Here is a 26,655-nt window from a genome sequence, read left to right as displayed (position 1 = left end):
TCTTTTTATAGATAATCTTTTATAAAAACACCTCAAAAAAACGTTTTCCCCCTTATTCTAAGTAATGGATCAGTCAACAAGGCATATAGCGTTGGCCTATCGGCACGCCATATGCTTAGTTATTGTGTGCAGTTTTTATTCGGTTATTCTTTTCTTTAAATCCATTCTTTCGTGCAATATTCTTGTAATTTCCACATAGTTTTTATCCAATGTTCTGTAGAATATTATGTGTCGATTTGCTTTTATTCCGAGAAGTTGCTTAGATATTCCTTCGTAGTTTTTTCCTAAATCTGGATTTTCCGCAATTTCCTCACAGTTAGAAATCAGTCCATCGTAATATTTGTCAGCTTGTTTTTCAGACCAAATCTCAAATGTATAATCCCAAATTTTCGATAAATCCTCGACAGCTTTATTGGTCAGTTTATATTCAGCCATTCGAGTGCTTTTTCGCTTTCAGGGATTCCAAATGTTTTTTTGGGTCAAAATCGTGAGCAATTCCGCTATCGATTCCTTCTTGAATTGCATTTTTTAGAGCAATAACTTTACTTTCTTCTTCCTCTAAAAGTCTTAATCCTGCACGTATGACTTCACTAACGTTCTTAAATCTTCCTTCACTTATTCGGCTTTGAACGAATTGGTCAAAATAATTTCCGAGTGATATTGATGTGTTTTTGTTCATTTGACATAATTTTACTCAAATATACCAAAAATTGGTATTATAACAAAATTTCCCTCAAATTGCACACAACGAATGGCTATGCGTACCGTTACGCATATATCCATTTTGTTGAGACCACTAACCTAGTCGATTTTTAATAGTTTTGAAAGTATTTATCATATTTTCTTAATGTACTTACAGGTTTAAGGTAAAAGCTAACACTCACTCTTGTGCGGGCATACTAGCATCATAAGAGGGCAATAAATATGATACCCCAATCGTAACGCATTTCGATATGACCGTATTTTTAATCTTCCTCAGGAAACGTTATATGTTGATAAGCACCCAAATCTGGAGACCCCGTTCTATTGACATTCAAAATATCAAAAGGCACTTGTGTGGCAAAAGTCGGAAGCCCTTTGTTGATGGCAGCAGATTCATCACCAATAATCAGTTGATTTAAAGAGGTGTCTTTAAAATTAGGATCCTCGTTAAAAATATTGCCTTCATAATGGTTGGTATCGCTTAAATCATAATTTGGTCCCGTAAAACGGTTATTGTTGTCTTCAAAACGAATTAAGCAGTTTGTGAATTTAAAATTGAATACCACAGCATCATCTTCGATTTCATCCAGTAAAATTTCGGGGTTATCATTTCCGTAGATAATGCAGTTATTAAAATTGGCTTGGGTTAAATCTGCAATGGTAGCATTGTTATCTTCATCCAACACAAAATTATTGAGCAAAACGGCAGGGAACTGCCTAAATCCGTTATTCCAATAGTTTGCAATAGTACTGTGCGTAAAATGGTATTTACCGCCCAAAGTACCTGCAAATGATGATAAGCCTGTATTGTTGATAACGATATTTTCCCCGGTAATGGAAGTGTTTCTTCCAAGAATCCCATAATTACTGGAATTATAGATTTGGGAATTGGTGATGGTTAGTTTATCTGAAATGGCATTTGGGTTGCCATCACATAAAATGCCAACCGATGCATTTTTAATGGTGGCGTAGTTTATTGAATTATCTATACTACCATCCAATAACCAAATGGTTCCCCATTGGCCAGGTGTATTGGCAAAATTGGGCTCTAAACGATCCCCTTCAAAAATAACCTCGTTTTCTAATAGGTCCTGATCGTTACTAAGCGCACCATGAACCTGTAATGAGGCATTATTGGACACGATGATTCCTGAATTATTATGAAAATGTATTCTGGCTCCTGCATCTATGGTAAGGGTTTCTCCGTTTGGTACGGTGGCAAAACCATAAATAACATAAGGCTTGTCGTTTGTAAAAGTAAGTTCTGTAGGTAACAGTTCACGTCCTTGTAATTCGGTTTCTATGAGTTCGCCAGCAATATCCAGTGTTAATGTTTCAACAACTTTTGTCGTGTTGTCCCGATTGGGATAAATAAATACAGCATCTTGTACTAAGGTAACAAGTTCTATTTTTTGAAGGTTTGAACCAGCATCAAACTCAATTTGATCGGTATATAAAAAATTCCCATCAGGATTAGGGAAATTATTAATGTCTATGGTCGATTCAATAAAAATAAACAAGCTATCCTTGGCCAATATTTGTACATTTTCAAAAACCTTGCCTGCCATACCGTCTACATTTAATCTATAATTGGAAGATTCGCCTAAGGCCAATTTTAGTGAAGGGATAAAAATATCATCGTTACTTCTGTTATAAACCTTTAGGTTATATGTACTGGAGCCTATGTTAGTAAAAACGGTATCCAAGTAAACAGTGTCCCTTGAAAACTCAAGACTACCCGTACTTGGGGAAAAGTCAAAATCTTTACGGCAAGAGCTCCAAAGCATTAAAAATCCTATGGTTAAAATAAAGTATAAGTAATGTTTCATTAAAAGCAAAAGTTTTGATGGCTAAAAATATAACTTTTGAAGCTAGGATTTAGTATAATAATGTACTTTATTTTAAGCGAAGAAGCATGTTTTCAAGCGCTGTCTGGGAGTACCACAGTTTAAAAAAAGTTAGGCATGAACACACAAACCTCATTAATATTCCCGATTATCGATAGTTTTGGCGATACTGAAAGCCTTATGGATGTTATGCCAAGTATGATACCCCTTAACTTCAAGTGGTTCAATGGGGGCATATGTGTGAAATTAGTCGCTTACTTTTTTTTAGATTCCTCAATTATTTTTAGAAATGATTTACTGTAAGTTACCAAGCTATCTAACAGTATGATTTCATTTTCGCTTTTGAGCAGCTCTTTATCTAGATTTTTAACTTCGCAATATTCAAAAAAGAGCTGTTTACGGTCTTTAGCTATTGCTAAATGCGTAGTAAGCAATTCATCATTAAAAAAGGCGCTATTGGAAAATAGGGAATCCAAGGCTTTGTATGATACAGGAATGATAGAGGCGTTTTTTTCTTTTTTATTTTTGAAAAGTTTGCCAATGAACCCTATAACTCTAATAAGATCAAGGCCATATTTAGAAGAGGAACCGTATAGATGGGGATCGGATTTTATGTCTTTGGTAATTTGTTCTTTTAGTAAGGAATTTTCTTTGGTTGGGTTAAGCTCTTTTGGGTTTATATTATTTTGTAAAAGTATTTCTTTAAGTCTATGTATGGTTTTGCTCAACTCTATAACCATAATATCGGTAAAATGGGATTTAGTAAGTTTTATGATCTTTTTATTATGGAAGGTCGAATGAAACGAAAGGGTGTCGCCTACGGTTGCTTCAATAGTGAAGTTTCCATAATTATCTGTATGGGTTCTGGTTTGTTTGCTAAGGTTAAAAACATCTATGCCTTTTACCGTCGTTTCATTATCATAGACTTTTCCTTTTATATTTTGGGAAAGCATGGAAAATGGCAAAAGAATAAAAATGAAGTATTTCATTTTTGTTTTAATTGGTTATCGTTTTTCAAATTAAAGTATTTAATCACTTAAATAATTGGTATTTAAGATACTTTAACTATGGTTTTTATAAATCCTTAACGTATTGAACTTTAGTTACGGATCCTTTTTTATTTTGGAGCATAGGTGAAAAGGTGTAAATTTTAGTGAGTAAATTCAAAGTATAATTGGTATAACATAAAAAACCCAATGCAATGTTCTGCATTGGGTTTTAATCACACTTCGCTATTAATCGAGAGAAAGTTAAACTAAATCCCTAATCATTTTTGTTGCAATTTCTGCAGTAATGTCACGTTGTGGGGAGCCAAACATTTCATAGCCCACCATAAATTTTTTAACAGTAGCACTTCTTAGTAGTGGTGGGTAAAAGCTCATATGCCAATGCCAGTGAGCATTTGCGTTGCCGTTGGTTGGTGCTTGGTGGATACCACTAGAATAAGGAAACGATGTGTTAAACAGCTTATCGTATGTTTTGGTTATTACCGAAATAGCTTCGGCATATTCTAAAGCCTCGTCGTTATTTAATTCCAAAATATTCGATTGTTGCTTTTTGGGCACAATCATCGTCTCAAACGGCCATACTGCCCAAAAAGGAATTAAAACAACAAATGATCGATTTTCAAAAATAATACGTTCTTGCTTTTCTAATTCTTGTGCTAAATAATCACCTAAAAGGCTCCTGTTATTTTTGTTGTAATAGGCCAGTTGCTGTGTGTTTTTTTTATCAACTTCATTGGGCAGTGTAGACTGGCTCCAAATTTGGCCATGGGGATGTGGGTTACTGCATCCCATGACAGCACCTTTGTTTTCAAATATTTGAACGTAATTAATATTGGGGTTTTCAGATAGTTCCTTGAATTCTTTTTGCCAAACGAGAACAACTTTCTGAATGTCTTTAGCACTCATGTTCGCTAAGCTTTTTGAGTGGTCTGGACTAAAGCAGATAACTTTGCATATGCCGGTTTCGCTTTCGGCCACTAGCAAGCCATCTTTAATTGAAAAGGACTTAGAATCTTTTTGCAGGGCGGCAAAATCGTTTGTAAAGACAAATACATCTTGGTATTTTGGATTTATCTCGCCATTAATTCTGGTATTGCCTGCACATAAATAACAGGTTTCATCGTAAGCTGGTCTAGCAGTATTGGATACTGCTTCATTTTGTCCTTGCCATGGTCGTTTTGCTCGATGTGGCGATACCAAGACCCATTCGCCAGTTAGTATATTATATCGTTTATGTGAAAAGTCTTGTAAATCGGTATGGTTCATTTTCAATAAATATGATTTATTATTTTACTAGGTGTGTGCCTTCAGATAATTTTATAAAATATACAGAACAGGCTTTGTTAAACTCTTTTTTATAAGCTATAGATACAGCTTCTCCAAAAGCTTTGGCTTCATTTTTTGTGACTAAATTAATGGTGCAACCACCAAATCCGCCCCCCATCATTCTGGCCCCTAAAACCTGATCGTCTGCTTTCGCCAAGTCTACTAGAAAATCCAATTCGTCACAACTTACTTTATATTGATGTTGTAAACCATCATGAGACTGAAAAATCAAAGCTCCTAATGTGCTCAAATCATTATCCTCAATCGCTTTAGAAGCTTTTAAAGCCCTATCGTTTTCTTGGATAACATAGAGTGCTTTTTGATAATTTTCAGGTGTTACCTTGTCTTTTATAGCTTCTAAATCGGCTTCGGCGGCATCTCTTAACGCTTTTATTCCAAGTAATTCTGCAATGTTTTCACAAGCAGAACGTCTGTCATTATAGGCACTATCGGACAAGCTATGCTTTACATTCGTATTGATTAGCATGAGTTGATGGTCTTTAAAATCGATCTTATAAGGTTTGGATTCCACAGTTCTACAATCTAACAGCAATGCGTTGTCCTTGATGCCGAACATGCTTGCATATTGATCCATAATCCCACATTTTACTCCCACATAATTATGTTCTGCTTTTTGTGATATTAAAATCATTTCGTGTTTTGTCAACCCTAAATCGAACAACTCGTTTAAACCAAACACCACGCTATTTTCCAACGCTGCAGATGACGACATCCCTGCGCCCCCTGGGATATCTCCCTTAAAAACAATATTAAAGTTCCCTACTACTTTGTTTCTGTTTTGAATTTCGGAAACCACCCCAAACACATAATTCTCCCAACTACCTTCGGCAGATGGGCTTAATTTGTCTAATTCAAACTCAATACGGCTATTCTTATCTAAAGCATATGCTATAGATTTATTGGTGTCACTCTTTTGCATGGCAGCTGCAATACCTTTATCTACTGCAGCAGGAAACACAAACCCGTCATTATAATCGGTATGCTCACCAATAATGTTAATTCGCCCTGGAGAAAAAACAAGAATAGGTTCGGTTTTAAACGTGTCTACGAATGTTGTTTTTACGTCATTAATTAATATGGTATCCATTATAGTATTTGTCATTTTATTTTTAAGCTCCAGTTAATATTATAAGTATCATTTGCGTCTAAAACCTGTAAGCCTATGTGGTTATTAAAACTGTTTGAAACCCCGGTTGTAGGTTCAATAGCTATGGTGTTTAATTTAGGGGGCGTATAGACCTGGAGAAAATTATTCCCTGCCGAAGACGTTATTGTCAATTGATATTTAGGGGTGTTGAATGTTACTTCATTTGAATCCAAAATCCAGCAATCATCCAATTGTTTGTCTTCAATATTAAAAGCTTTATTTAATTCAAAATCTTCAACACCGGTCGTGATATTTCTTTCACCTAGAACTATTTTTTCAGTACTTTCAAAATCCAAAGAGCTATTAAATAAGTTGTCACTTAAAAAATAAGGGTGCCAGCCTAGGGTAAAAGGAAATGCTTTTGTATCTGTATTTTTTACAGATACCTCTAAGCTCAAGTGATTTGAAGTAAAAATATATTTCAGCTGAATGGTATATGTGTAAGGAAACCCTATGGGTAATTCGGTTTCGTTGTATTCCAGCAAAATAGATGCTGAATCGTGATGGGTCTCTTGGTCAATAATTTGAAATGTTTTATTATAGACCAATCCATGTAGCGCGTTGTTTTCTTCTTTTTGGTTTATTTCAAATTGAAACTCTTTATCGTTAAAACTATATATACCGTCTTTAATTCTGTTAGCAAAAGGGAACAGAATGGAAGAAGCATACGTATTGGCATAAGTTAATGGCGATAAATCCTTTATAATACCATGCCCATTTAATGTTAGCTCTTGCAAACTGGCTCCGGAACTAAGGTGAATTTTTCCATATACCTTGTTTTCGGAGTTTTCAATTTCTAAAATATTTAACGCCTTATCGTGATTGATTTTATACACTATTTTTTATTTAATTTATTATAATGAGTTTCTGATAATCAAACTATTATGGTTTTCTATTTTAACTTTTTCTTTATTAAGGATCATTTCTGCCAAACGTTGCCCCATCCTATTAAAATCTGTAGAAATAGTTGTAATGCCGCCTTCTACAATTTCTTTAAGTAAGGTGTCGTTATATGAGATAATGCCAATATCTTTTGCGAGTGAAAAGTTTTTGCTTTTCATTTTTTTTATAATCCGGAGTAAGCTTTTATCGTCTGGCATGATGTATAGTTCTCCCTTTTTTAAAACTTTGTCGGCTAGTGAGCTTATCACTTCAAAAGACATTTCGTTTTTTTTACAAAATTTATTAAAACCTTTTAACATCCCTTGAGGTTGTTTATCCTCAGAAAAGATTAGAATTATTTTCTTATAGTTTTTGATTAAGTGAAAGGCTTTAGTAAGATTATCAAAGATGGATTTTTCAAAGTTTTGATAGATGGCCGAATATTCTAATAAGTCTTCGTGTATTTGGTCTAAAATATAGACCTTATCCTTAGGCAGTTTTTTTATGTCCTTGTTTGTATTGGTCAGGTTTGCCGGCATAATTACATAATAATTGTAGTCACCAACGTTGTCATTAATTAATTTACTAAAAAAGTTTTCATTAAAATGATGGAAAAAAATATCTACTTGGATATTGCTTCCCAAATTTTCTAAAAACGAATTATATAAATCTTCTTTAAAGGAATTTAACTCATCAAAAAGTAAAAATATCTTTTGGGTAATGTTTACATTTTCACTAGCTATATAATAGCCTTTTCCAACTACAGATTGAATAATGCCTCTGTTTTTTAACTCGTTAAAGGCCATTAAAACAGTATCTCTTGAAAGCTTATGGGTATCTTTAATACGATTAATAGAAGGGATTTTATCTCCTTTTTTTAAAGCACCAGAAAGAATAGCATCTTCAATGGAGTTGATAATTTGCTTATATTTTGGAACGCCTATTTTTTGCTTGATCTTTATCATATACAGCTACAAATGTATCATTATTTTTTTAAAAAAAACATACTAGACCCTACTAGTTTGGTTTTTTTAATCTAAGCATACATTATTTCTAATATTTAATTTCTATATTTGAGTCTTATATTAATTAACCAAAATAATTTATTTTACTATGACAGCAGGATTCGAAATGTGGGACTATGTAGTATTTATAGCCTACGCCATTTTAATTTTAGGAGTGGGATTGTGGGTATCCAGAGATAAAGAAGGACATCAAAAAAATGCAGAAGATTATTTCTTAGCAAGTAAATCTTTACCATGGTGGGCCATTGGTACATCATTAATTGCTGCAAATATTTCGGCAGAACAGTTTATTGGAATGTCGGGATCGGGTTTTGCTTTGGGACTTGCGATAGCATCTTATGAGTGGATGGCAGCCTTGACTCTAATTATTGTCGGTAAATATTTCTTGCCTATTTTTATTGAAAAGGGCTTATACACTATTCCTGAATTTGTTGAAAAACGATTTTCCACTAATTTAAAAACGATACTGGCCGTATTTTGGTTAGGACTTTACATTTTTGTAAACTTAGCTTCTGTTTTATATTTAGGAGGGTTGGCTATAGAAACCATTATGGGGGTCGATATGATGTATGCCATTATTGGTTTGGCGTTATTCGCTGCAGCTTATTCTTTATATGGAGGCTTATCTGCTGTTGCCTGGACGGATGTTATACAAGTGGTGTTTTTAGTATTAGGAGGTTTGGTGACCACTTATTTAGCGTTGAATACCGTATCTGGAGGTGAAGGTGTTTTTGCTGGATTCGCTAAAGTGGTAGAAGCTGCTCCCGAAAAATTCCATATGATACTTGAAGAAACCAATGAAAACTATATAAACCTGCCTGGCATATGGGTATTAATAGGTGGTTTATGGGTAGCTAACCTATATTACTGGGGTTTCAATCAATATATTATACAAAGGACCTTAGCAGCTAAATCTTTAAAAGAGTCTCAAAAAGGGATTTTATTGGCTGCGTTCTTAAAATTAATCATTCCTTTAGTTGTAGTGGTTCCTGGTATTGCTGCTTACGTTATGGTAAACGACCCTTCCATTATGTCTAATTTGGGAGAAGCAGGTATGTTAAATGTGCCTACTACTGGGCAAGCGGACAAGGCATACCCTTGGTTATTACAGTTTTTACCAGTGGGTCTTAAAGGTATTGCTTTTGCAGCTTTGGCAGCTGCTATTGTGTCTTCTTTGGCCTCTATGCTAAATTCTACATCAACCATTTTCACTATGGATATATACAAGCAGTATATTAATAAAAATGCTGATGATAAAACAACGGTGAATGTGGGACGTATTTCGGCCGCCGTCGCCTTATTAATAGCTGTTATAGTTGCACCTCTTTTAGGAGGTATCGACCAGGCATTTCAATTCATTCAAGAATACACCGGGATTGTTAGTCCAGGTATATTAGCTGTGTTTATTTTAGGCTTGTTCTGGAAAAAAACCACTAATAATGCTGCCATTTGGGGAGCCGTTTTATCTATTCCAATAGCTCTAGCTCTTAAATTCTTACCGATTCCTGTATTTGAGCCATGGATGCACCAGATGGGAATAACAACGTTATTGACCATGTTGGTTATTGTTGTATTAAGTAATATGCAAAACAAAGGAGCAGATGATCCTAAGGGGATTCCCCTTACTAAAGAATTATTCAAAACAACACCATTATTTAATATTGGCTCGTTTGTAATTATGATTGTACTGGCCGTTTTATATGGTCTGTTTTGGTAGTTAAATAAATTAAGATATCTGTAGAGGGTGTCTAAAAAGTAAGTTCGATGTCATATTGAGCTTGTCGAAATATTTTTAACTTACTGATAATCAATATCGGTTTCGACAGAGCCTGTACTGAGCGAAGCCGAAGTACTCAACCTGACAAATCAAATTATAAAGACTTTTTAGACACCCTCTTTTATTATACCAGTTATACTTTGAATTTACCCAAAAATAAAATGAAGAATTTTTGTGATAGATGAGGCGTAAAAATCAAGCATAGCTATAGTTCTGGTTTATTTTTATAACGAAATAAAGCACAAAAAGATGTGTTTTATTGGATAAATTCAAGGTGTAAATGGTATTATATCTTAGTTTAAGAATAACAATTATGAACGAATGATTAAAACTAGGTATAAGATTTTTAAAGTATTATGAATTATTGATGAAATTTATAAACATTTCTTTTGGTTAGATATGCAGTTAATTTTATATTTGCACACCAGAAATCAGAAATGCTTTCTTTTGGGGCTCTTAGCTCAGCTGGATAGAGCACCTCCCTTCTAAGGAGGCGGTCGAAGGTTCGAATCCTTCAGGGCTCACAAAAAGCTTCACTATATTTAGTGAGGCTTTTTTGTTTTTTAAACCTTCATTCAAATTTAGGTATATACTGGAACAGTTTTATAACATTTTATAGTGTTTGATCTAAATGCCTTTTTGGGATTAGGTAAAGAATATTTTGGCCAAAATATTATAGGCATTCAGATAAAAGATTATTTTATAAAAAAAATAATTTGATTTATGGGATTAAATTACGACTCATTGGTTGATGCTTTAGTTTCATTTCACTATCAAAAGATAGCTTCTTTTACGAAAGAAATCTCATTAAACTATTTATTACTCCAATTTCTTTTTTAACTTTAGTGTCTCCCCAGAATTTAATAATAATGGCGTTTCTTTTGAGCTGCTTTATTTATTAAATTGAATTTAAGTTGATGTAAATTACTAAATGAACAAAAAGGACCTCTCCGAAAGGGATATTTGCACAAAATATGTTTTTGGTAATTTGTATTTTGATTATTAGTTTTTTTTGTTTTAGAATTAATTTGCTGATTATTAATATTTTATATAAATATTTAGCTTAAATCATAATGCGCAACAGGTCGGTATAAATAAGATTCTGTATTTTAGGCGACATAATACCTTAAAAAAGTGCTAAATAGAGAAACTTTTAAAAACTTATTTAATGCTCTATACCCTAGGCTTGTTTCTTATAGCTTCAAATATGTGAAAAATAAATTTGCAGCAGAGGAGGTTGTGGAGGATTGTTTGGTCACATTGTGGGAAAAGCGTGAAGATTTAGCACATATTGATGATATAAAGCCATATTTATATACTATGGTAAGAAATGCTTCTTTTAAATATCTGGAAAAAAAGAAAAGAGTGATTTCGCTAGATGAAAAGCACCATGACTCAGCTGTAACGATAGAACAGGATATTATAGAAGAAGAGGTGCATGCCGTTATTTTATATCAAGCATTGGAAACGCTGCCTCCTAAATGCAGAAAAGTTTTTGAGCTATCTTGTTTAAAGGGGTTAAAATATAAAGATATTGCCAAAGATCTTGATATTTCTCTAAATACTGTAAAGTCACAACGTTCAAGAGCTATAGAATTACTCAAGAAAAAATTAAAAAACAATCCATTTTTAGTGTTGTTTCTTTCTTCATTATAACAATTTCATTTGTATGGATTTCATTCTAACAAATTGATACAAAGAATTTTATTACCATCCATTATCACAACTTTATTGATTCGTTAAAAATTACCAATAAACTACCTATTGATAAATTATTATAAAGGACAGTTAAACGAGTCCATTTGATGTTTTTTAGGTATAGATTAAAAAAAATAAATGTTAAAGTTGTTTTTTTTTCCACCCTTTTTTTGTTTCAACTGCTTATATAGATATAACAAAAAGATAACAATTTAATAAAGCCCCTTTCAATAAAGCTCATGTTAGACACAAATCAAAAATTTTATACAGCAAAATTGATTATAAAATCAGTTTTAGGAACACTTTCAAGTCAAGAAGATGTTGATTTTGAAAAATGGCTAAGTATTCCAGGAAATAAAGAATTTTATCATAGAATTTTAAAAGAAGAAAATTTTGAAAACAAAATAAGTCTGTTTGAAAATTTAGATAAAAATGCTGCCTACTCAAAAATACTTAAAAGAATAGATAATAAGCAACAAACAATAAAACGAAAGCCTTTAGTTGCCTTCAGGTCTGTATATAGATATGCTGCTGCTGCTATCCTGTTAATTTCGGTGGGCTATTACGGTATTTCACATTTTTCTTCAAAACCTACTGAAATAAATAATTCAATTGTTTTAGACTTAGAGCCAGGCTATGATAAAGCCACGCTTGTTTTAGAAGACGGAACAGAAGTGGATCTTGAAAAAAATGAGTTTGTGAAAACGCAAACTTTAGCAGAAGTTAAAAATCAAGATAACGCTTTGGTTTATTTACCAAATAGAGAAAGCAATTCAGCAAAATCCCCAAAAAAGGTAGGTAAAAACACGCTGTTTGTCCCACGTGGAGGTATATACAAACTTATTTTGCCAGATGGCTCTAAAGTGTGGTTGAACTCATCTTCTTCTTTAAAATATCCAACTTCATTTGAAGGCAACAAAAGAGTTGTTGAATTATCTGGCGAAGCCTATTTTGAAGTCAAGAAAGATGTCGGTAAAAGTTTTATTGTAAAAACTAAGATGAGGGATATTTCGGTTTTAGGGACCTCCTTTAATGTTTCTGCATATAATGATGATGCTTTTTTTGCAGCAACCTTGGCAGAGGGTAAAATAAAACTTGTAGGAGACCAACAGAAAGAAGTTTATTTAAAACCTGGAGAACAGGCTGTTGTAGGCAAAAAAGATTTAGGCACCGTTCAGGTTAAAAATGTGAACCCTCAAGTTTATTCTGCATGGAAAGACGGTACTTTTTTCTTTGAGAATATGAGTCTTGATAATATTTTAAGAAAAGTTGGAAGGTGGTATAATTTTAAAACTGATTTTTCTCATGCTCAGCTTAGTGAAATAACATTTACAGGGCTAGCTTCTAAAGAATTTCCAGCAAAACTTTTATTAGATAGAATAAGTAAATCAGCAAACGTAACCTATGAAATAATCCAAAACACAGAAAATAATGAAGAATACCTAGTTAAAATTTCAAGAAAAGACCCATAAGAAAACGGGAAATGCGTCAACATTTCCCGATGAAATTCTTAGTAGCTAACCCTTTTGTCATTAGTAATTAACTAAACTAAAAAGTAAAAATATGAAAAAAAAATTATCGGCTATAAACTATAGTCATGTTAAACTATTAAAAGATCAAATACTTTGGATAATGAAAAAAAGTTTAATTGTATTTTGTATACTTTTTTTAAGCACTTCAAGTTTTGCCTATTCCCAAAAAATTTCTTTAAAACTTGGTGAAGTCACTTTAGGACAAGCCTTAAAGGCTATCACAGAGCAAACAGATGTGAATTTCTTTTATAGTGATGATGTACTGGATGCAAATAAACTAGTCATAGCAGATTTTGCTAACGTTGATATAGTTACGGCCACTATGCAACTAGTAGGGGCTGGTTATAGCGTCCAAAAAGATGATGAAAATGTCATCCTTATTTCTCCGATAAAGGATAAACAAGCTTACAGTGAATCCAAACTATTACAAACTACTGTTACAGGAAAAGTCATAGATGATACAGGTATGCCACTTCCTGGGGCATCTGTTTTGGTAAAGGGTACCTCTGTAGGTGTAGTTACAGGTTTTGATGGGGGTTACAGTATTGTTTTGCCAAACGGTGCCAATACGCTTGTATTTTCATTTTTAGGGTTTATTACCCAAGAAGTTGCTATTGATAACCAAACAGACATTAATGTTACCTTACTAACAGATACAGCCACATTAAACGAAATTGTGATTGTTGGTTATGGTACCCAAAGAAAGAAGGATATTGCAGGGGCCGTATCAACAGTTAAGGGCGAAGAATTGGTATTATCATCCTCACCATCGGTTGGCGATGTGCTTAGGGGGAAAGTGTCTGGTTTACAAATTACACAAAACAGTGCACAACCAGGTGGTGGTTTAGACTTTCAAATTAGAGGCGCAGGATCTATTAATGCAAGTAATCAGCCTCTAATAGTAGTTGATGGGTTTCCTATTACCGATTTTCAACAACCTGGAACTGGTAACAGATATAGTGGTGGTACTCAAAATATTTTAAACTCTTTTAATCCAAATGATATCGAATCCATTTCAGTATTAAAAGATGCCAGTGCGACATCCATTTATGGTGCTAGGGCAGCAAATGGTGTTATTTTGCTTACAACCAAAAAAGGAGTTGCTGGTAAAGTTCAAGTAAGTTACTCGTCTTCTTATTCACTACAATCCTATAATGATAGTTTTGATGTAATAAGAAGTTTACCAGAATGGATGCAATTAAGAAACGATGCTGCTTATGAAAATTGGTTGTTTCAAAACAGAGTAACTCCGTATAGTAGCGGTAACACTAGTAGTAGAACCTTAGAAGAAGCTATGGCAGATCCTGTTGGTGGAGTTGCATTTTCAAGATTTTATTCAGACGACCAAATAAATAATGCTGGAAAAGGCACCAATTGGCTTGATTTGGTAACAAGAGATGGTAGCACACAGCAACATAACCTGTCATTAAGAGGCGGTACTGAAACTACTAAATATTATTTATCTGGTAACTTATATAAGCAAGATGGTGTATTAAAGAATTCAACTTTTGATAGAGCAGCTTTAAGATTTAATCTAGATCAGAAAGTAAATGATTATGTAAGTGTTGGTATGAACATGACAATGAGTAGAATTAATAATGACAACAGCCAATTAGGTGGTGACCAATATGAGAATTCTGGTATTATTAGATCGGCATTACAATACGGTCCACAAATACAAGCTATCGATGAGTTTGGTTATTACCCTATAAATCCAGATAATTCACAAGAACCTAATCCATACTCACTACTTACCATTACAGACCAAGGTGTTATAGATAGAACACTTACTAATTTTTATACAGAAATTAAGCCCCTACCAGGTTTAGTGGCTAGATTTCAAGCAGGGATTGATCAAGGATATACAAGTAGAAACACTTATTTGCCAAGAACAACTTTATATGGTGAAACGGTCAATGGTAAAGCTACTATAGCAAATCAAAAAAAGAATGACAATCTTTTTGATTTTACTTTAAATTACTCTAAAACAATTAGCGACGACCATAATTTTAATTTCTTAGTTGGTTATTCAAGACAAAAATATAGATCAGAAAGTGCTTCTTCAGGTAATGAGGATTTTATAACAGATTCATTTCTATGGAATAATATTAATGCTGGCGCAGGACCTAGAACATTGGCTTCAACTAAATACGAGCAAAACATTGTGTCATATTTTGCTAGATTAAATTATACTTTTAAAGATCGATACATATTTTCAGGAACTATTCGTAGAGATGGTTCTAGCGTTTTTGCTGAAAATAACAGGTTTGCTGTTTTCCCATCAGTTGCTTTAGGTTGGGATATGGCTGGAGAGCCATTTATAAAAAATTTAAGTGATAACATAAATCAATTAAAGTTTAGGGTAGGTTATGGTGAAACAGGAAATGCCGATATAGGTTCAAACGCTTTTGCAGCATATTATGCGCAACCAGCTTACTTAAATCCAGACGAATCTATATTGGTAGGTGTATTCCCATCAAGATTAGCAAATCCAGATTTAAAATGGGAAACCACAGAAGAAATTAATATAGGTCTTGATTTTGAATTATTTAAAGGAAGATTATCAGGATCGGTTGAAGTTTATAATAAAGAAATTTCAGATTTACTACAAATAAAACCAATTAATTCATACAATGAAATAAATACGGTTTGGGCAAATATAGGTACCACACAAAGTAAAGGTGTTGAAGTAACATTAAATACTATTAATGTTGATACTAAAGATTTTAGATGGAAGAGTACCTTAACCTTTTCTAAATTTAAAGATAAATGGAAAGAAAGAGCACCAGATTGGAAACCAAGCATTTTTGAGAAAGTTGATGACCCTATTCGTGCTAGATATACATATTTATCAGATGGTGTGATGCAAATAGGAGAAGTGGTTCCTGCACAACCAGACTTATTTCCTGGTCAAATAAAGGTTAAAGATATTAATGGTTTTTCAAGAGATGGTTCAGGGAATCCATTAGTTGATGAAAACGGAAGGTTTATAGCTACAGGAGCTCCAGATGGAATTATCGATGAAGCGGATATAGTAATGACAGGTTCAACAGACCCTGATTTTATAGCAGGTTTTAGTAATACCATTAGCTATAAAAACTTTGAACTTAGGTTTCATTTTAATGGCATGTTCGGTAGGGAAATTGTAGATGCAACAGATCTTGCTTTAGGTGTTTCCGCAGATGGCGTTCGGCAAAATGGGCGTAATGCATTAAGAAGTATTTATAGCAGATGGACACTAGATAACCCAACAAATAGTAGACCTGCATCACACTATGGATACACACAATACAGTGCTGGGGATTTCTTCTTACAAGATGCATGGTTTATAAGGTTACAAAACTTATCATTATCATATAATTTACCTTCCGAAGCACTTGGTAAAGTATTTAATAGCATGGCCATTAGAATTGATGCTCAAAACTTATTCCTTATTACGCCATTTAAAGGTGTTGACCCTGAAACTACGGGGTATGATAGCCGATTGGAAGGGACAGATCGAGATCCTTCAAATTTGGTAGCTGCATATCCAAATGTTAAAACTTACACATTAGGTATAGATTTAAAATTTTAAAAAAAATGAAAAACGTAAACTTTTATTTAATAGGGTTGTTTGTGCTATTAACTGTAGCCTGTAATCCAGATCTGGAATCTATTAATTATGATGAAATTAATCCAGCGATTTTTCCTGCTTCAGAAGCAGACGTAGAAGCTTTGGTTGTTGCTGCCTATTATCCATTAAGAGGCTCTTGGTGGGATGGTATACACACTACTTCAGAACGTGGAATTATGTTTGTTAATGAATCCACTACAGAAATTCTTCAAGGAAATTTTGGCGTACAACAATTAGCAACACTAACAAGTTATGTACCTTCAAGTGAAGGTATTACTAGATTCTACGACGATTTTTATAATAGAATTAGTTCCAATACTTTAAGTATTGATCGACTTGAAAATTCTTCAGTTAACGAGAATATTAAAAAGGTTGGAGTTGCTGAACTAAAATGCGCCAGAGCATTTTTAAGCTATGAACTGTTCGATATGTTCGGGCCTATTGTTGTGGCACCATTAGAGGTTTTGCAAAACCCATTAGTTGAAACACCCTTGGCAAGACTTAGCCATGATGACATGGTAAACTTTATTGAGCAAGACCTATTAGATGCTGCTGAAGATTTACCAGCACCTGCAGATGCCGTCTATGGAAGGTTCAGTCAAGGTTTTGCAAGAATGTTATTGATCAGGTTATATCTACACGAAAAAAGATGGACAGATGTAGAAGCACAAGCTAATGCTATTATGGATATGAATTATTATGAGTTAGTAGATGATTATGTTGATATGTTCAGCACAAAATCGCAAGTAGATAATAAAGAGATAATGTTTGCCATTCCTGCAGATTATGCAGCTACTAGTGAAAACCAATGGCAACAGATGGTGTTACCTTCCAATTATCCTGATGGAGGTGGATGGGCTACCATACAAAGTTCGTGGATGTTTTATGATTCATTCGAGCCAAATGATGTTAGAAAGACAAACTTAATAGCAGAGTTTACAGGAACTGATGGCATTACCTATAATCGATCTAATCCAGCTAATATTATGCAAATGGGACCTCTACCATTAAAAATAGAAAATGATCCTAATAGAACCACGCTCACAACTATAGATATCATTCTTTACAGATATGCAGATGTAATTTTATCAAAAGCAGAAGCTATTGCTAATAAAAATAATACGCCAAACCAAGAAGCCATTGATTTAGTTAATGAAATTAGAGAGCGTGCAGGTTTAGATCCAATTTTATTGGCAGACTATTCGGATATTGACGTATTTAATGAGATGATTCTTAAAGAAAGATCTCACGAATATTGGTGTGAAAATGGGCAATATCGTTCAGATTTAATAAGACACGGTAAGTTTGTAGAGCATGCCTTGGAATTAAATGGAACTTCAAGTCAAGCTGAACCATACAAGGAATTATATCCTTTTTCACTAGGTAAAATAGCTGAGGGCAAAGGAGCATTTCTACAAAACCCAGGTTATAATTAGTTTAGTTGAACAAAGGGGTTGGCTTATTTTTTTTGAATTAGTATATATAATAACTCAACCCTTTTTGAAATTAATAACTCAAAGTATAAAAATACAAAATGGACTCTAGAAGAGATTTTATAAAAAAGGCAGCAATTGCAGGCACGGGCATAGCGTTTATGCCAGGACTTACCTTTGGTGCTAATTCAAATGTAGAAAAACTAAAAATAGGAATGATAGGTGTGGGTTTGCGAGGTACAAACCATCTGGATAATTTATTATTAAGAGACGATATAAACATTACGGCTATTTGTGATATAGACCCTTCGAGAACAAAATTAGCTACAGAAAAAATGACCAGTAAAGGCTATAAAAAGCCGATGGTTTTTGGTAAAAATGATTATGATTATAAAAATCTTTTAGCTTTAGATAACGTGGATGCTGTTATTATAGCTACTCCTTGGCTATGGCATACACGTATGGCTAAAGATGCTATGAGAGCAGGAAAGTACACAGGTCTGGAGGTTTCTGCAGCAAATACACTTGAAGAGTGCTGGGATTTAGTAAATGTACACGAAGAGACCGGAACGCATTTAATGATTCTTGAAAATGTGAATTACCGTAGAGATATTATGGCGGTTTTAAACATGGTAAAACAAAATGTATTTGGGGAATTACTTCATTTTAGGTGTGGCTATCAACACGATTTGCGACATGTGAAATTCAACGACGGAAAAACTGCCTATGGTGTTGGAGCCGAGTTTGGAGACAAAGGGATTTCAGAATCGGTATGGAGAACACAGCATTCCGTTTTAAGAAATGCAGACATCTACCCTACACATGGCATTGGCCCTATAGCAGCTATGTGCGATATCAATAGAGGGAACAGATTTATGTCCTTAACATCGCACGCTACCAAAAGTGTTGGCCTGCATAACTATATAGTAAAAGTAGGAGGCGAAAATCATCCGAATGCGAAAGTGAAATTTAAGTTAGGCGATATCGTTACATCAACCATTGAAACAGCTAGTGGAGAAACCATTATTGTGACGCATGACACAAATTCACCAAGACCTTATTCACTAGGTTTTAGAGTTCAAGGAGCTCATGGCTTATGGGAAGTAGATGGAAACAGAATCCATATAGATGGCAAAACAGAACCACATCAATGGGATGTAGCAGATGAATGGCTTAAAAAATATGATCATCCATTATGGCAAAAATATGGCGAGCATGCCAATGGTGCAGGGCATGGTGGTATGGATTTTTTTGTAATACATGCCTTTGTTGAAGCGGCCAAACAACATGTGGCCCCTCCAATGGATGCTTATGATGCAGCAGCTTGGAGTGCCATTACGCCCTTATCGGAAGCTTCAATAGAAAACAATGGAGAACCTCAGGATTTTCCGGATTTCACAAGAGGTAATTGGGTAAAAAGAAAACCCTATAACTGGGTTAAGGACACTTACTAATTATTAATTATAAAAAAAAGTATTATTATGAAATATAAATTTATGGCATTATTGCTCTTAAGCAGTATAATAAGTTGTGGTAGTGATGGTCCAAAAGAAGAACCTATTGATGATAGCGTAAGCAATATTACCTATACATCATCAAATGAGGTTATTTCAAACCCAGAGCGCGGGTTTACGCATCAGTGGTCTGTGTATTCTGAAGGAATGCCGCTTAATGAAGTATCACTTGCTAATTTAAAAAATGAGAATGTTACCCTAATTTGGCGAATGTATTATTTGGATGCGTTTAAAGATTCGGATTTAAGTTCAGCACAACTAGATTTAATAAAAACGGATTTTGAAAGGTTAAGAAATGCAGGTATAAAATGTATTTTACGTTTTGCCTATAATAGTAATCAAGAAGAAACGGATGCACCTTTGAATATTATTGAAAGGCATTTAGATCAACTAAAACCAATTTTAGCAGATAATGTAGATGTTATTGCATTTTTTCAAGCTGGTTTTATTGGTTCATGGGGAGAGTGGTACTATACAACAAACAATTTAACGACCCTTGAAAACAAAAAAGCGGTACTGGACAAGTTGTTGGAAGTGGTTCCAAAAGAAATAAAAATCCAATTAAGAACACCGTTATATAAGCAAGAATTTTTTGAATATTCAACAGCAATAAATACAAGTGTTGGCTATGGAACAACTGATATTGCTCGAGTAGGGTTTCATAATGATTGCTTTTTAGCTAGTTCAAACGATTATGGAACATATCAAAATATAGCTGCAGAAAAAGAATATATTAGCAAAGAAGCGCTTTTTGTTCCTACAGGAGGAGAAACTTGCCCACCAACAGATGTTCCATTAGCAAGTTGCAATACGGCTGACACCGAAATGTCTTTATTAAAATGGACATACTTAAATCTAGATTATTATGGGCCTGTACTACAAGAATGGCGAAATAATAATTGTTTTAAAGATTTTCAAAAGGAATTGGGCTACAGGCTTTTATTAAAATCTGCTAGTCTTAAAAAGGAAGTCACTGCACATGGTAGCTTTCAATTAAGTACAGTAATAGATAACGTTGGTTTTGCACCTGTTTATAACAAGAAAAACACATTTTTAGTATTAAAGTCTATAGGAGATGGTACTTTATATAAAAAAGCATTAAGCTTTGATATTAGAAAAGTAGTACCAATTACCGATTATGAACTAAATGAATCTATTAGCCTCTCAGGTATTCCAGCTGGGAAGTATGAATTATTTTTAAAAATAGAAGATAGCAATGAAACACTATCTGATAGAGTAGAATATTCAATCCAATTGGCAAACTCTAACACATGGGATGCTAATACAGGAATGAATAAACTATTACATACACTAACAATTAATTAAAAAACTAACCTCTAAATAAATAAATCATGAAAAAATTAAAATTTTTCTATTATCTAATAGCTATTTCACTACTTGCAGGTTGTGGAACTGATAATTCCGAAGAAGTCTCAAATGGAGGTATTATAGCTGATTTTTCATATTCAGTTGATGAAAACGACCCAAGTTTAATCACATTTACCAACCTTTCACAAGGCGCAACCAATTACAGATGGGATTTTGGTGATTTAAGTTTTTATTGTGACAAAGAAAATCCAGTTTATAGATATACTAAAAAAGGTGGCGATCTTAATGTTACCTTAACAGCTATGAATGAATCTGGACAAGAAGCAAATATTACAAAACCAATTAATACACCTGAGGTTATAAAAGTTAATATAACCATTGATGGAGATTTTGGGGACTGGGAAGATGTTGATGTATTAGTAGATGATAGTGCTTACGATAATAATATGCAAATACTTAAACTTTGGGGTGGAGGTGACTATCTTAATGTATATATAGAAGGAAAATCGACTATGCTTTTAGAATTATTGAGTATTTTTATTAATACAGATGGTAACTCTAATACAGGTTATGGGTCTTGGCAATGGGGAACAGATTCGGGAGCAGATTTTTTATTTCAAGGACCAATTGGGCCTCTATGGTGGGGTGATTGTTATAAATCAGGATTTACAAATGAGCTTAGCGCTGATTGGACTTGGAATTGGGTAGCTGGTGTAGAAGCGCTTGCTTCATCAAATATAGTTAGTATTGACGCAAATACCAATGCTATTGAGTTTAGTATATCAAAAAGTGTACTAGGTGGCAATGATATGGCAGAGACTATTAGTGTAGCTTTTGCTGAATTAAACTCAGGATGGGGTGATGTATCACAAATTCCTAATTCAGGATCTGGTAGCAGTTTTGTTTCCTATAGAATTCCAGTAGAAGCACTACTTCTTTGTGAATAATTTATTTAAACTTTTACAAAATGAGCTTGTTAGGGTAATTCAGCAAATTTTACTGAAACAACACTAAAACTGCTTCCAAACTCAGAGGTTAAAATTATTATGATATTTAATCTTATTGTTATTCTCAGCAAGTTGATTATAGACAGTATTAATCAACTTGCCTAGGATAGCTATAACACATAGGTGAAATAAGACTTTAATAGTTTAAAGGTTTTTAAGAATCTTAATCTTAAAGAAATATGGCAATGAACGAAATTAAAATTAACAATCGCTTACTATCATTGGATTTTTATAGAGGCTTGACCATGTTTTTGCTTATAGCAGAATTTTCAAGTCTATTTGAGTATATGGTTTCTCCAGAACTTCATGGCAGTATTATTCATGCCCTTGGAGAGCAATTTCATCATGTGGATTGGGAAGGGGTGCATTTTTGGGATTTAATTCAACCGTTTTTCATGTTTATAGTGGGTGTTTCAATGCCACTTTCTTTTTCAAAAAGAATGGCAAAAGGAGACACGTTCAAACAATTGCGAAAACATGCTTTTAAAAGGGCTTTTTTGATGTTGGTTTTAGGGTGGGCTTTATATTGTATCGATCCCGGAAGAATTGTTTTTAGGTTTCAAAATGTATTATCTCAGCTAGGTGTAACATATATATTAGCATTTTTAGTTATTCGTAAAAAACCTATAATTCAAATAGGATTTTCTTTATTGCTTATTTTAATTAGTGAAGGTATTTATAGATTTTTTCCAGTGGAAGGATTTAATCGTGCCTTTGTACCTGGTGAGAATTTTGGAGCTTGGTTAAATATATTGATTTCTGGAGGAGAAGATGAAGGGCATTGGGCCATGTTTAATGCTATTCCTACCGCTGCTCATACCATATGGGGTTTGTTGGCAGGTCAATTGATAATGAGTAACAAAACAAACAAGAAAAAAATTCAGCTATTGGTTATTGCCGGAATTATAGGTTTAATAATCGGATATGGATTTAGTTATGTGACACCTATTATAAAACGTATATCAACAAGTACATTTGTTTTTGTTGGCGGTGGTTGGTCATTATTGGCGCTTGCATTATGTTATTGGGTGATAGATGTTAAAAAATATCAAAAAGGGGTGCTATTTTTTGCAATTGTTGGAATGAACCCATTGTTTATTTATTTGTTCGCACATGTAGGTGGCGCTGAACTTATTAGAAAGATATTTTTACCCTTTTCCAATGCTATATTTGGATGGACGGGAACATTAAATGCGAATATAATTTTAAGCATTGTCGTGCTTTTTTTTCTATGGTTTATTTGTTTCTGGATGTATAAAAAGAAGTTATTTATAAGAATATAAATAGTTCAACAAAAACTAAATATGAAAAATTTATTGTTTGTTTTTTTAAGTTTAAACTGTTTTATTTTTTCCTGTCGAGAAAACAATAATGACAGTAATGATGACACCCCATTAATTGAAGAACCTGTTTTAAATGGTGGTGTAGCTAGTTTTACTAAAGTACAGCCCATGACAGGTATAGTGGTTTGGGACGGAAATACCAATGCTGAATCTGGAGCTCATACCTTAGAATACTCCTATATGCTTTATGAAGATGTTGTTTCAGAAAAAGGTGTTTATGATTGGGCTATTGTTGAAAGTAAATTAAATGCCATAGCATCAAGAAACCACCAAGCCATTCTTAGGTTTAGGTTTACTTATGTTGGGCAATTGACCTCAGTTCCAAAATACATAAAAGATTTGCCAAATTATAAAGAAACGAAAGGTAAGAGTGAAGGAAAAGATACGTGGTTTCCAGATTGGTCCAACCAAGAACTAAAAGATTTTACTTTAGAGTTTTATGAAAAATTTGCTGAAAAATATAATGATGATAATAGGTTGGCTTTCCTTCAAGTAGGATTTGGTTTATGGGGAGAATACCATATTTATGACGGGCCTTTTGAGTTAGGAAAAACGTTTCCATCTAAAGCGTTTCAAACGACTTTTTTAAATAAAATGGAGGCTTTGTTCACTAATCTGCATTGGTCTATTTCTATTGATGTTGAAGATGGCAATGTCACCCCATTTCGCGAAAACCCTTCATTATTAAACCTGTCTTTTGGCTTGTTTGACGATTCGTTTATGGCTGAAGAACATGCAACAGTAAATGAACAGCGTTTTAAGTTTTTAGGATTGGATAGTAGATATAAAACGGCTCCCATTGGAGGCGAATTTAATTATTACACCACTTTTGATCAACAAAATGTGTTATCGCCAAACGGCGCACATGGTGAATCTTACGAATCTTTTGCAAAACGTTTTCATATCACTTACATGATTGGAAACGACCAATATAAATACCAGACCAAAGAGCGTATAAAGCAAGCAAGTATCAATACAGGCTATAAATTTGAAGTAACCAAGTTTGAAAAATTAAATGGAATATCGTTATTAACGGTAAAAAACATTGGAATAGCGCCTATTTATTATGATGCCTATTTTTCAATAAACAACCATAAAACCAAAGGATCACTTAAGGCATTGATGCCCGATCAAGAAAAGGTGTTTACTATAAATTATAGTGGTAATGAAGCCTTAAAGATAGTATGTGAGAGGTTGCTGGAAGGTCAAACTATAGATTTTAAAAAATCTTATTAAAACACTAATGAATTTTATAATTGTTTAATGCATACCCCCCTAAACTAAATTGATAATGATTATAGGTAAAAGATTGATACAAACACAATGGCTTTTTAGCTTTATGGTTTTGTTCACGATTCAAATATTTTCTCAACAAACAGATCGTTTGCAAGTAAAAGTAATCCCTAATGAGCATTGGTGGGGAGGTGCCGTTTGGGATGGACATATCATGCCTTTTGACGATGGCTATGCTATTGATCTTTATGGGAATAATAAAGGCAATCAAGCTCAGCCTCTGCTTATTTCAGATAAAGGAAGGGTTATTTGGTCTGAAGCCCCTATTTCTTACTCGATAAAAGGTGATGAAATTTTAGTCACTTCAAGAGGTGCAGAAATAAAGATATCAGCTTCCGGATCTACTTTAAAAGATGCTTTCAATTTGGCATCTCATAATTATTTTCCAGCATCTGGTAAATATCCGGATAAACTACTTTTTGAAAAGCCCCAGTACAATACATGGATAGAGTTGATTTATAACCAAAACCAAAAAGATATTTTGAAATATGCCAATGCCATTGTAGAAAACGGGTTTTCTCCGGGAGTGATCATGATAGATGATAACTGGCAAGAAGATTATGGCAAGTGGGATTTCCATGAAGGGCGGTTTTCCAATCCCAAACAAATGGTTAATGAACTTCATGGATTGGGGTTTAAAGTCATGCTATGGGTGTGCCCTTTTGTGAGTCCAGATAGTGATGTGTATAGGGATTTAGAGAAAAAAGGCTATTTTATTAAAACGGAAAAAGGCGATTTGCCATTGATTGTAAGATGGTGGAACGGTGCTAGTGCTGTTCTTGATTTTACCAACCCAGGTGCGGTTGAATGGTTTGATGGCCAATTAAAAGAGCTTCAAGAAAAATATGGGATAGATGGTTATAAATTGGATGCAGGGGACAGCTATTTTTATAACACCCCCATGACATCATTTAATACTTTGGCAACTCCAAATGATCATACCTATTCATTTCAACAATTCGGACTTAAATATCCACTTAATGAATACAGAGCTACATGGAAAATGGGAGGTCAGCCACTTGCCCAGCGCTTACATGATAAGGGACATAATTGGAATGATATCGTAAAGTTGATTCCTCAAATTACTTTGCAAGGTTTGCTTGGATATCCATTTAATTGTCCTGATATGATTGGTGGTGGAGAGTACGGGTCTTTTATTGATTTAAAAACAATTGATCAAGAGTTGATAGTGCGCTCTGCCCAGGTGCATGCACTCATGCCAATGATGCAATTTTCTGTAGCGCCTTGGCGCGTATTAAATGAACAAAATTTAAAAGCAGTAAAAAAAGCAGTAGCAATTAGGGAAGCATATACACCAATAATTATGGAACTCGTTGAGAAAGCTGCAAAATCTGGGGAACCTGTAGTGAGATCTATGGAATATGAATTTCCACATGTTGGTTTTTACAATATTAAAGATCAATTTATGCTTGGTTCCAACATTTTAGTTGCTCCAATACTAGAAAAAGGAGCCACTAAAAGATTGGTTACGCTTCCAAAAGGAAAGTGGACATATAATGGAAAGAATTATAAAGGAGGTAAGGTAGTAGAGATTAATGTAACAATAGAGGATATTCCTATTTTTCAAAAAAGTTGATATTAAGTTTCAAAAAAAACTTATTCAAGTCGTTTTGAGCTGTTTTTTGTACCCTCTGTCCCGTGCAGAAATAATACCAATTATTATATTTTTATAGTTAAATCATTTTTAGGGGCAATTCAAAATCTGCAAGGATTTCAAAAGTAGGCGAAAACAAGCAATTGCTTATAACATTATTGGCAGTAGTTTTTATTTTTCAACTATTAATTTTATTTTCAATAAAGCTTCACTCCAAAATTCATCCGAACGATTTTTCTGCTTTTCGGCCGGGATATTGTCTTCACTAATGGTTAAGAGAGTTGTTTCTTTTTTTTCAGTTATATCAAAAGTCCAAGTCCTATAATTTTCCGGTTCGTCCGGTAGTCCATCGAAATGACTCCAATGTGAGTATTGAAGTTGTGAATTGGGTTCAACATTTAAAATAACTCCTTTTTCGTAAGCCTTCGGGCTTGAGCATATTGTAAGTTCACAAAAGAGTATTTAGTTTTGGAGAACCACTAAAAACAGAACTAGATGAGCACCCTTACCCATGATGCCCCAAAAACTAAAGACCAGCCCAACA

General features: G+C 33.8%; 20 protein-coding genes and 1 tRNA gene. 12 read left to right on the top strand and 9 right to left on the bottom strand.

All coding sequences use genetic code 11. The features are described from left to right. Positions 1–135: 135 nt before the first annotated feature. The 8 genes from PQO00_RS19850 to PQO00_RS19815 all read right to left on the bottom strand — a co-directional run bounded on the left by PQO00_RS19850 (position 136) and on the right by PQO00_RS19815 (position 7,903). Positions 136–435 (bottom strand): type II toxin-antitoxin system RelE/ParE family toxin, encoded by a 300-nt coding sequence (locus PQO00_RS19850; RefSeq protein WP_274186597.1) that lies wholly within the window; start codon positions 433–435, stop codon positions 136–138. Then, entirely contained in the window at positions 428–679 is a 252-nt protein-coding gene (locus PQO00_RS19845; protein WP_213832963.1) for a type II toxin-antitoxin system ParD family antitoxin, read from the bottom strand. The genes PQO00_RS19850 and PQO00_RS19845 overlap by 8 nt, the downstream gene beginning before the upstream one ends. 286 nt (positions 680–965) lie before the next feature. After that, entirely contained in the window at positions 966–2,531 is a 1,566-nt protein-coding gene (locus PQO00_RS19840) for a hypothetical protein (RefSeq protein ID WP_274186596.1), read from the bottom strand. Between the two features lie 272 nt (positions 2,532–2,803). Further along, the gene (locus PQO00_RS19835; protein ID WP_274186595.1) at positions 2,804–3,538 is read right to left on the bottom strand and encodes a hypothetical protein; all 735 of its coding nucleotides are present in this window, start codon (positions 3,536–3,538) and stop codon (positions 2,804–2,806) included. A gap of 261 nt (positions 3,539–3,799) precedes the next feature. Next, the gene (locus PQO00_RS19830) at positions 3,800–4,822 is read right to left on the bottom strand and encodes a UDP-glucose--hexose-1-phosphate uridylyltransferase (RefSeq protein WP_274186594.1); all 1,023 of its coding nucleotides are present in this window, start codon (positions 4,820–4,822) and stop codon (positions 3,800–3,802) included. Positions 4,823–4,841: 19 nt separating this feature from the next. Then, positions 4,842–6,005, bottom strand: a complete 1,164-nt coding sequence (gene galK / locus PQO00_RS19825) for a galactokinase (RefSeq protein WP_274186593.1) — start codon at positions 6,003–6,005, stop codon at positions 4,842–4,844. After that, on the bottom strand, positions 6,002–6,886 hold the full coding sequence (locus PQO00_RS19820; protein ID WP_274186592.1) for an aldose 1-epimerase: 885 nt from the start codon (positions 6,884–6,886) through the stop codon (positions 6,002–6,004). The genes galK and PQO00_RS19820 overlap by 4 nt, the downstream gene beginning before the upstream one ends. Before the next feature lie 18 nt (positions 6,887–6,904). Beyond that, entirely contained in the window at positions 6,905–7,903 is a 999-nt protein-coding gene (locus PQO00_RS19815) for a GntR family transcriptional regulator (RefSeq protein WP_274186598.1), read from the bottom strand. A 142-nt stretch (positions 7,904–8,045) separates the two neighbouring features. Here PQO00_RS19815 and PQO00_RS19810 point away from each other — a divergent pair, with 142 nt between their 5' ends. From PQO00_RS19810 to PQO00_RS19755, 12 genes are all read left to right on the top strand, one after another. Beyond that, positions 8,046–9,674: a sodium/sugar symporter gene (locus tag PQO00_RS19810; protein ID WP_274186591.1), complete on the top strand. Its 1,629-nt coding sequence runs from the start codon at positions 8,046–8,048 to the stop codon at positions 9,672–9,674. A gap of 510 nt (positions 9,675–10,184) precedes the next feature. Next, positions 10,185–10,258, top strand: a tRNA-Arg gene (locus PQO00_RS19805). 610 nt (positions 10,259–10,868) lie between these two features. Continuing rightward, positions 10,869–11,390 (top strand): RNA polymerase sigma-70 factor, encoded by a 522-nt coding sequence (locus tag PQO00_RS19800; RefSeq protein ID WP_274186590.1) that lies wholly within the window; start codon positions 10,869–10,871, stop codon positions 11,388–11,390. 281 nt (positions 11,391–11,671) lie between these two features. Then, the gene (locus PQO00_RS19795) at positions 11,672–12,904 is read left to right on the top strand and encodes a FecR family protein (protein ID WP_274186589.1); all 1,233 of its coding nucleotides are present in this window, start codon (positions 11,672–11,674) and stop codon (positions 12,902–12,904) included. A 91-nt stretch (positions 12,905–12,995) separates the two neighbouring features. Further along, positions 12,996–16,538: a TonB-dependent receptor gene (locus PQO00_RS19790; RefSeq protein ID WP_274186588.1), complete on the top strand. Its 3,543-nt coding sequence runs from the start codon at positions 12,996–12,998 to the stop codon at positions 16,536–16,538. Positions 16,539–16,543: 5 nt separating this feature from the next. Beyond that, positions 16,544–18,013: a RagB/SusD family nutrient uptake outer membrane protein gene (locus PQO00_RS19785; protein WP_274186587.1), complete on the top strand. Its 1,470-nt coding sequence runs from the start codon at positions 16,544–16,546 to the stop codon at positions 18,011–18,013. A 98-nt stretch (positions 18,014–18,111) separates the two neighbouring features. After that, positions 18,112–19,464 carry a Gfo/Idh/MocA family oxidoreductase gene (locus PQO00_RS19780; protein ID WP_274186586.1) on the top strand — a complete coding sequence of 451 codons (1,353 nt, stop codon included), beginning with the start codon at positions 18,112–18,114 and terminating at the stop codon, positions 19,462–19,464. 27 nt (positions 19,465–19,491) lie between these two features. Next, positions 19,492–20,850, top strand: a complete 1,359-nt coding sequence (locus PQO00_RS19775) for a DUF4832 domain-containing protein (protein WP_274186585.1) — start codon at positions 19,492–19,494, stop codon at positions 20,848–20,850. Between the two features lie 26 nt (positions 20,851–20,876). Beyond that, complete coding sequence (locus tag PQO00_RS19770; protein ID WP_274186584.1) at positions 20,877–21,800, top strand: PKD domain-containing protein; 924 nt, start codon at positions 20,877–20,879, stop codon at positions 21,798–21,800. Positions 21,801–22,045: 245 nt separating this feature from the next. After that, positions 22,046–23,143, top strand: coding sequence for an acyltransferase family protein (locus PQO00_RS19765; RefSeq protein WP_274186583.1), 1,098 nt, complete (start codon positions 22,046–22,048; stop codon positions 23,141–23,143). Between the two features lie 21 nt (positions 23,144–23,164). After that, positions 23,165–24,439: a hypothetical protein gene (locus PQO00_RS19760; RefSeq protein WP_274186582.1), complete on the top strand. Its 1,275-nt coding sequence runs from the start codon at positions 23,165–23,167 to the stop codon at positions 24,437–24,439. A 55-nt stretch (positions 24,440–24,494) separates the two neighbouring features. After that, entirely contained in the window at positions 24,495–26,093 is a 1,599-nt protein-coding gene (locus PQO00_RS19755; protein WP_274186581.1) for a glycoside hydrolase family 31 protein, read from the top strand. 189 nt (positions 26,094–26,282) lie between these two features. Here the strand turns inward: PQO00_RS19755 and PQO00_RS20465 are convergent, their stop codons facing one another. Beyond that, on the bottom strand, positions 26,283–26,516 hold the full coding sequence (locus tag PQO00_RS20465) for an SRPBCC domain-containing protein (protein WP_369128023.1): 234 nt from the start codon (positions 26,514–26,516) through the stop codon (positions 26,283–26,285). Between the last annotated feature and the right edge of the window lie 139 nt (positions 26,517–26,655).

The sequence above is a fragment of the Flavivirga sp. 57AJ16 genome (genome assembly GCF_028736925.1).
In the GTDB taxonomy this organism is placed as follows: Bacteria; Bacteroidota; Bacteroidia; order Flavobacteriales; family Flavobacteriaceae; genus Flavivirga.
Note: the sequence above shows the minus strand (reverse complement) of the source record. Positions and strands in the feature narration are given on the sequence as shown.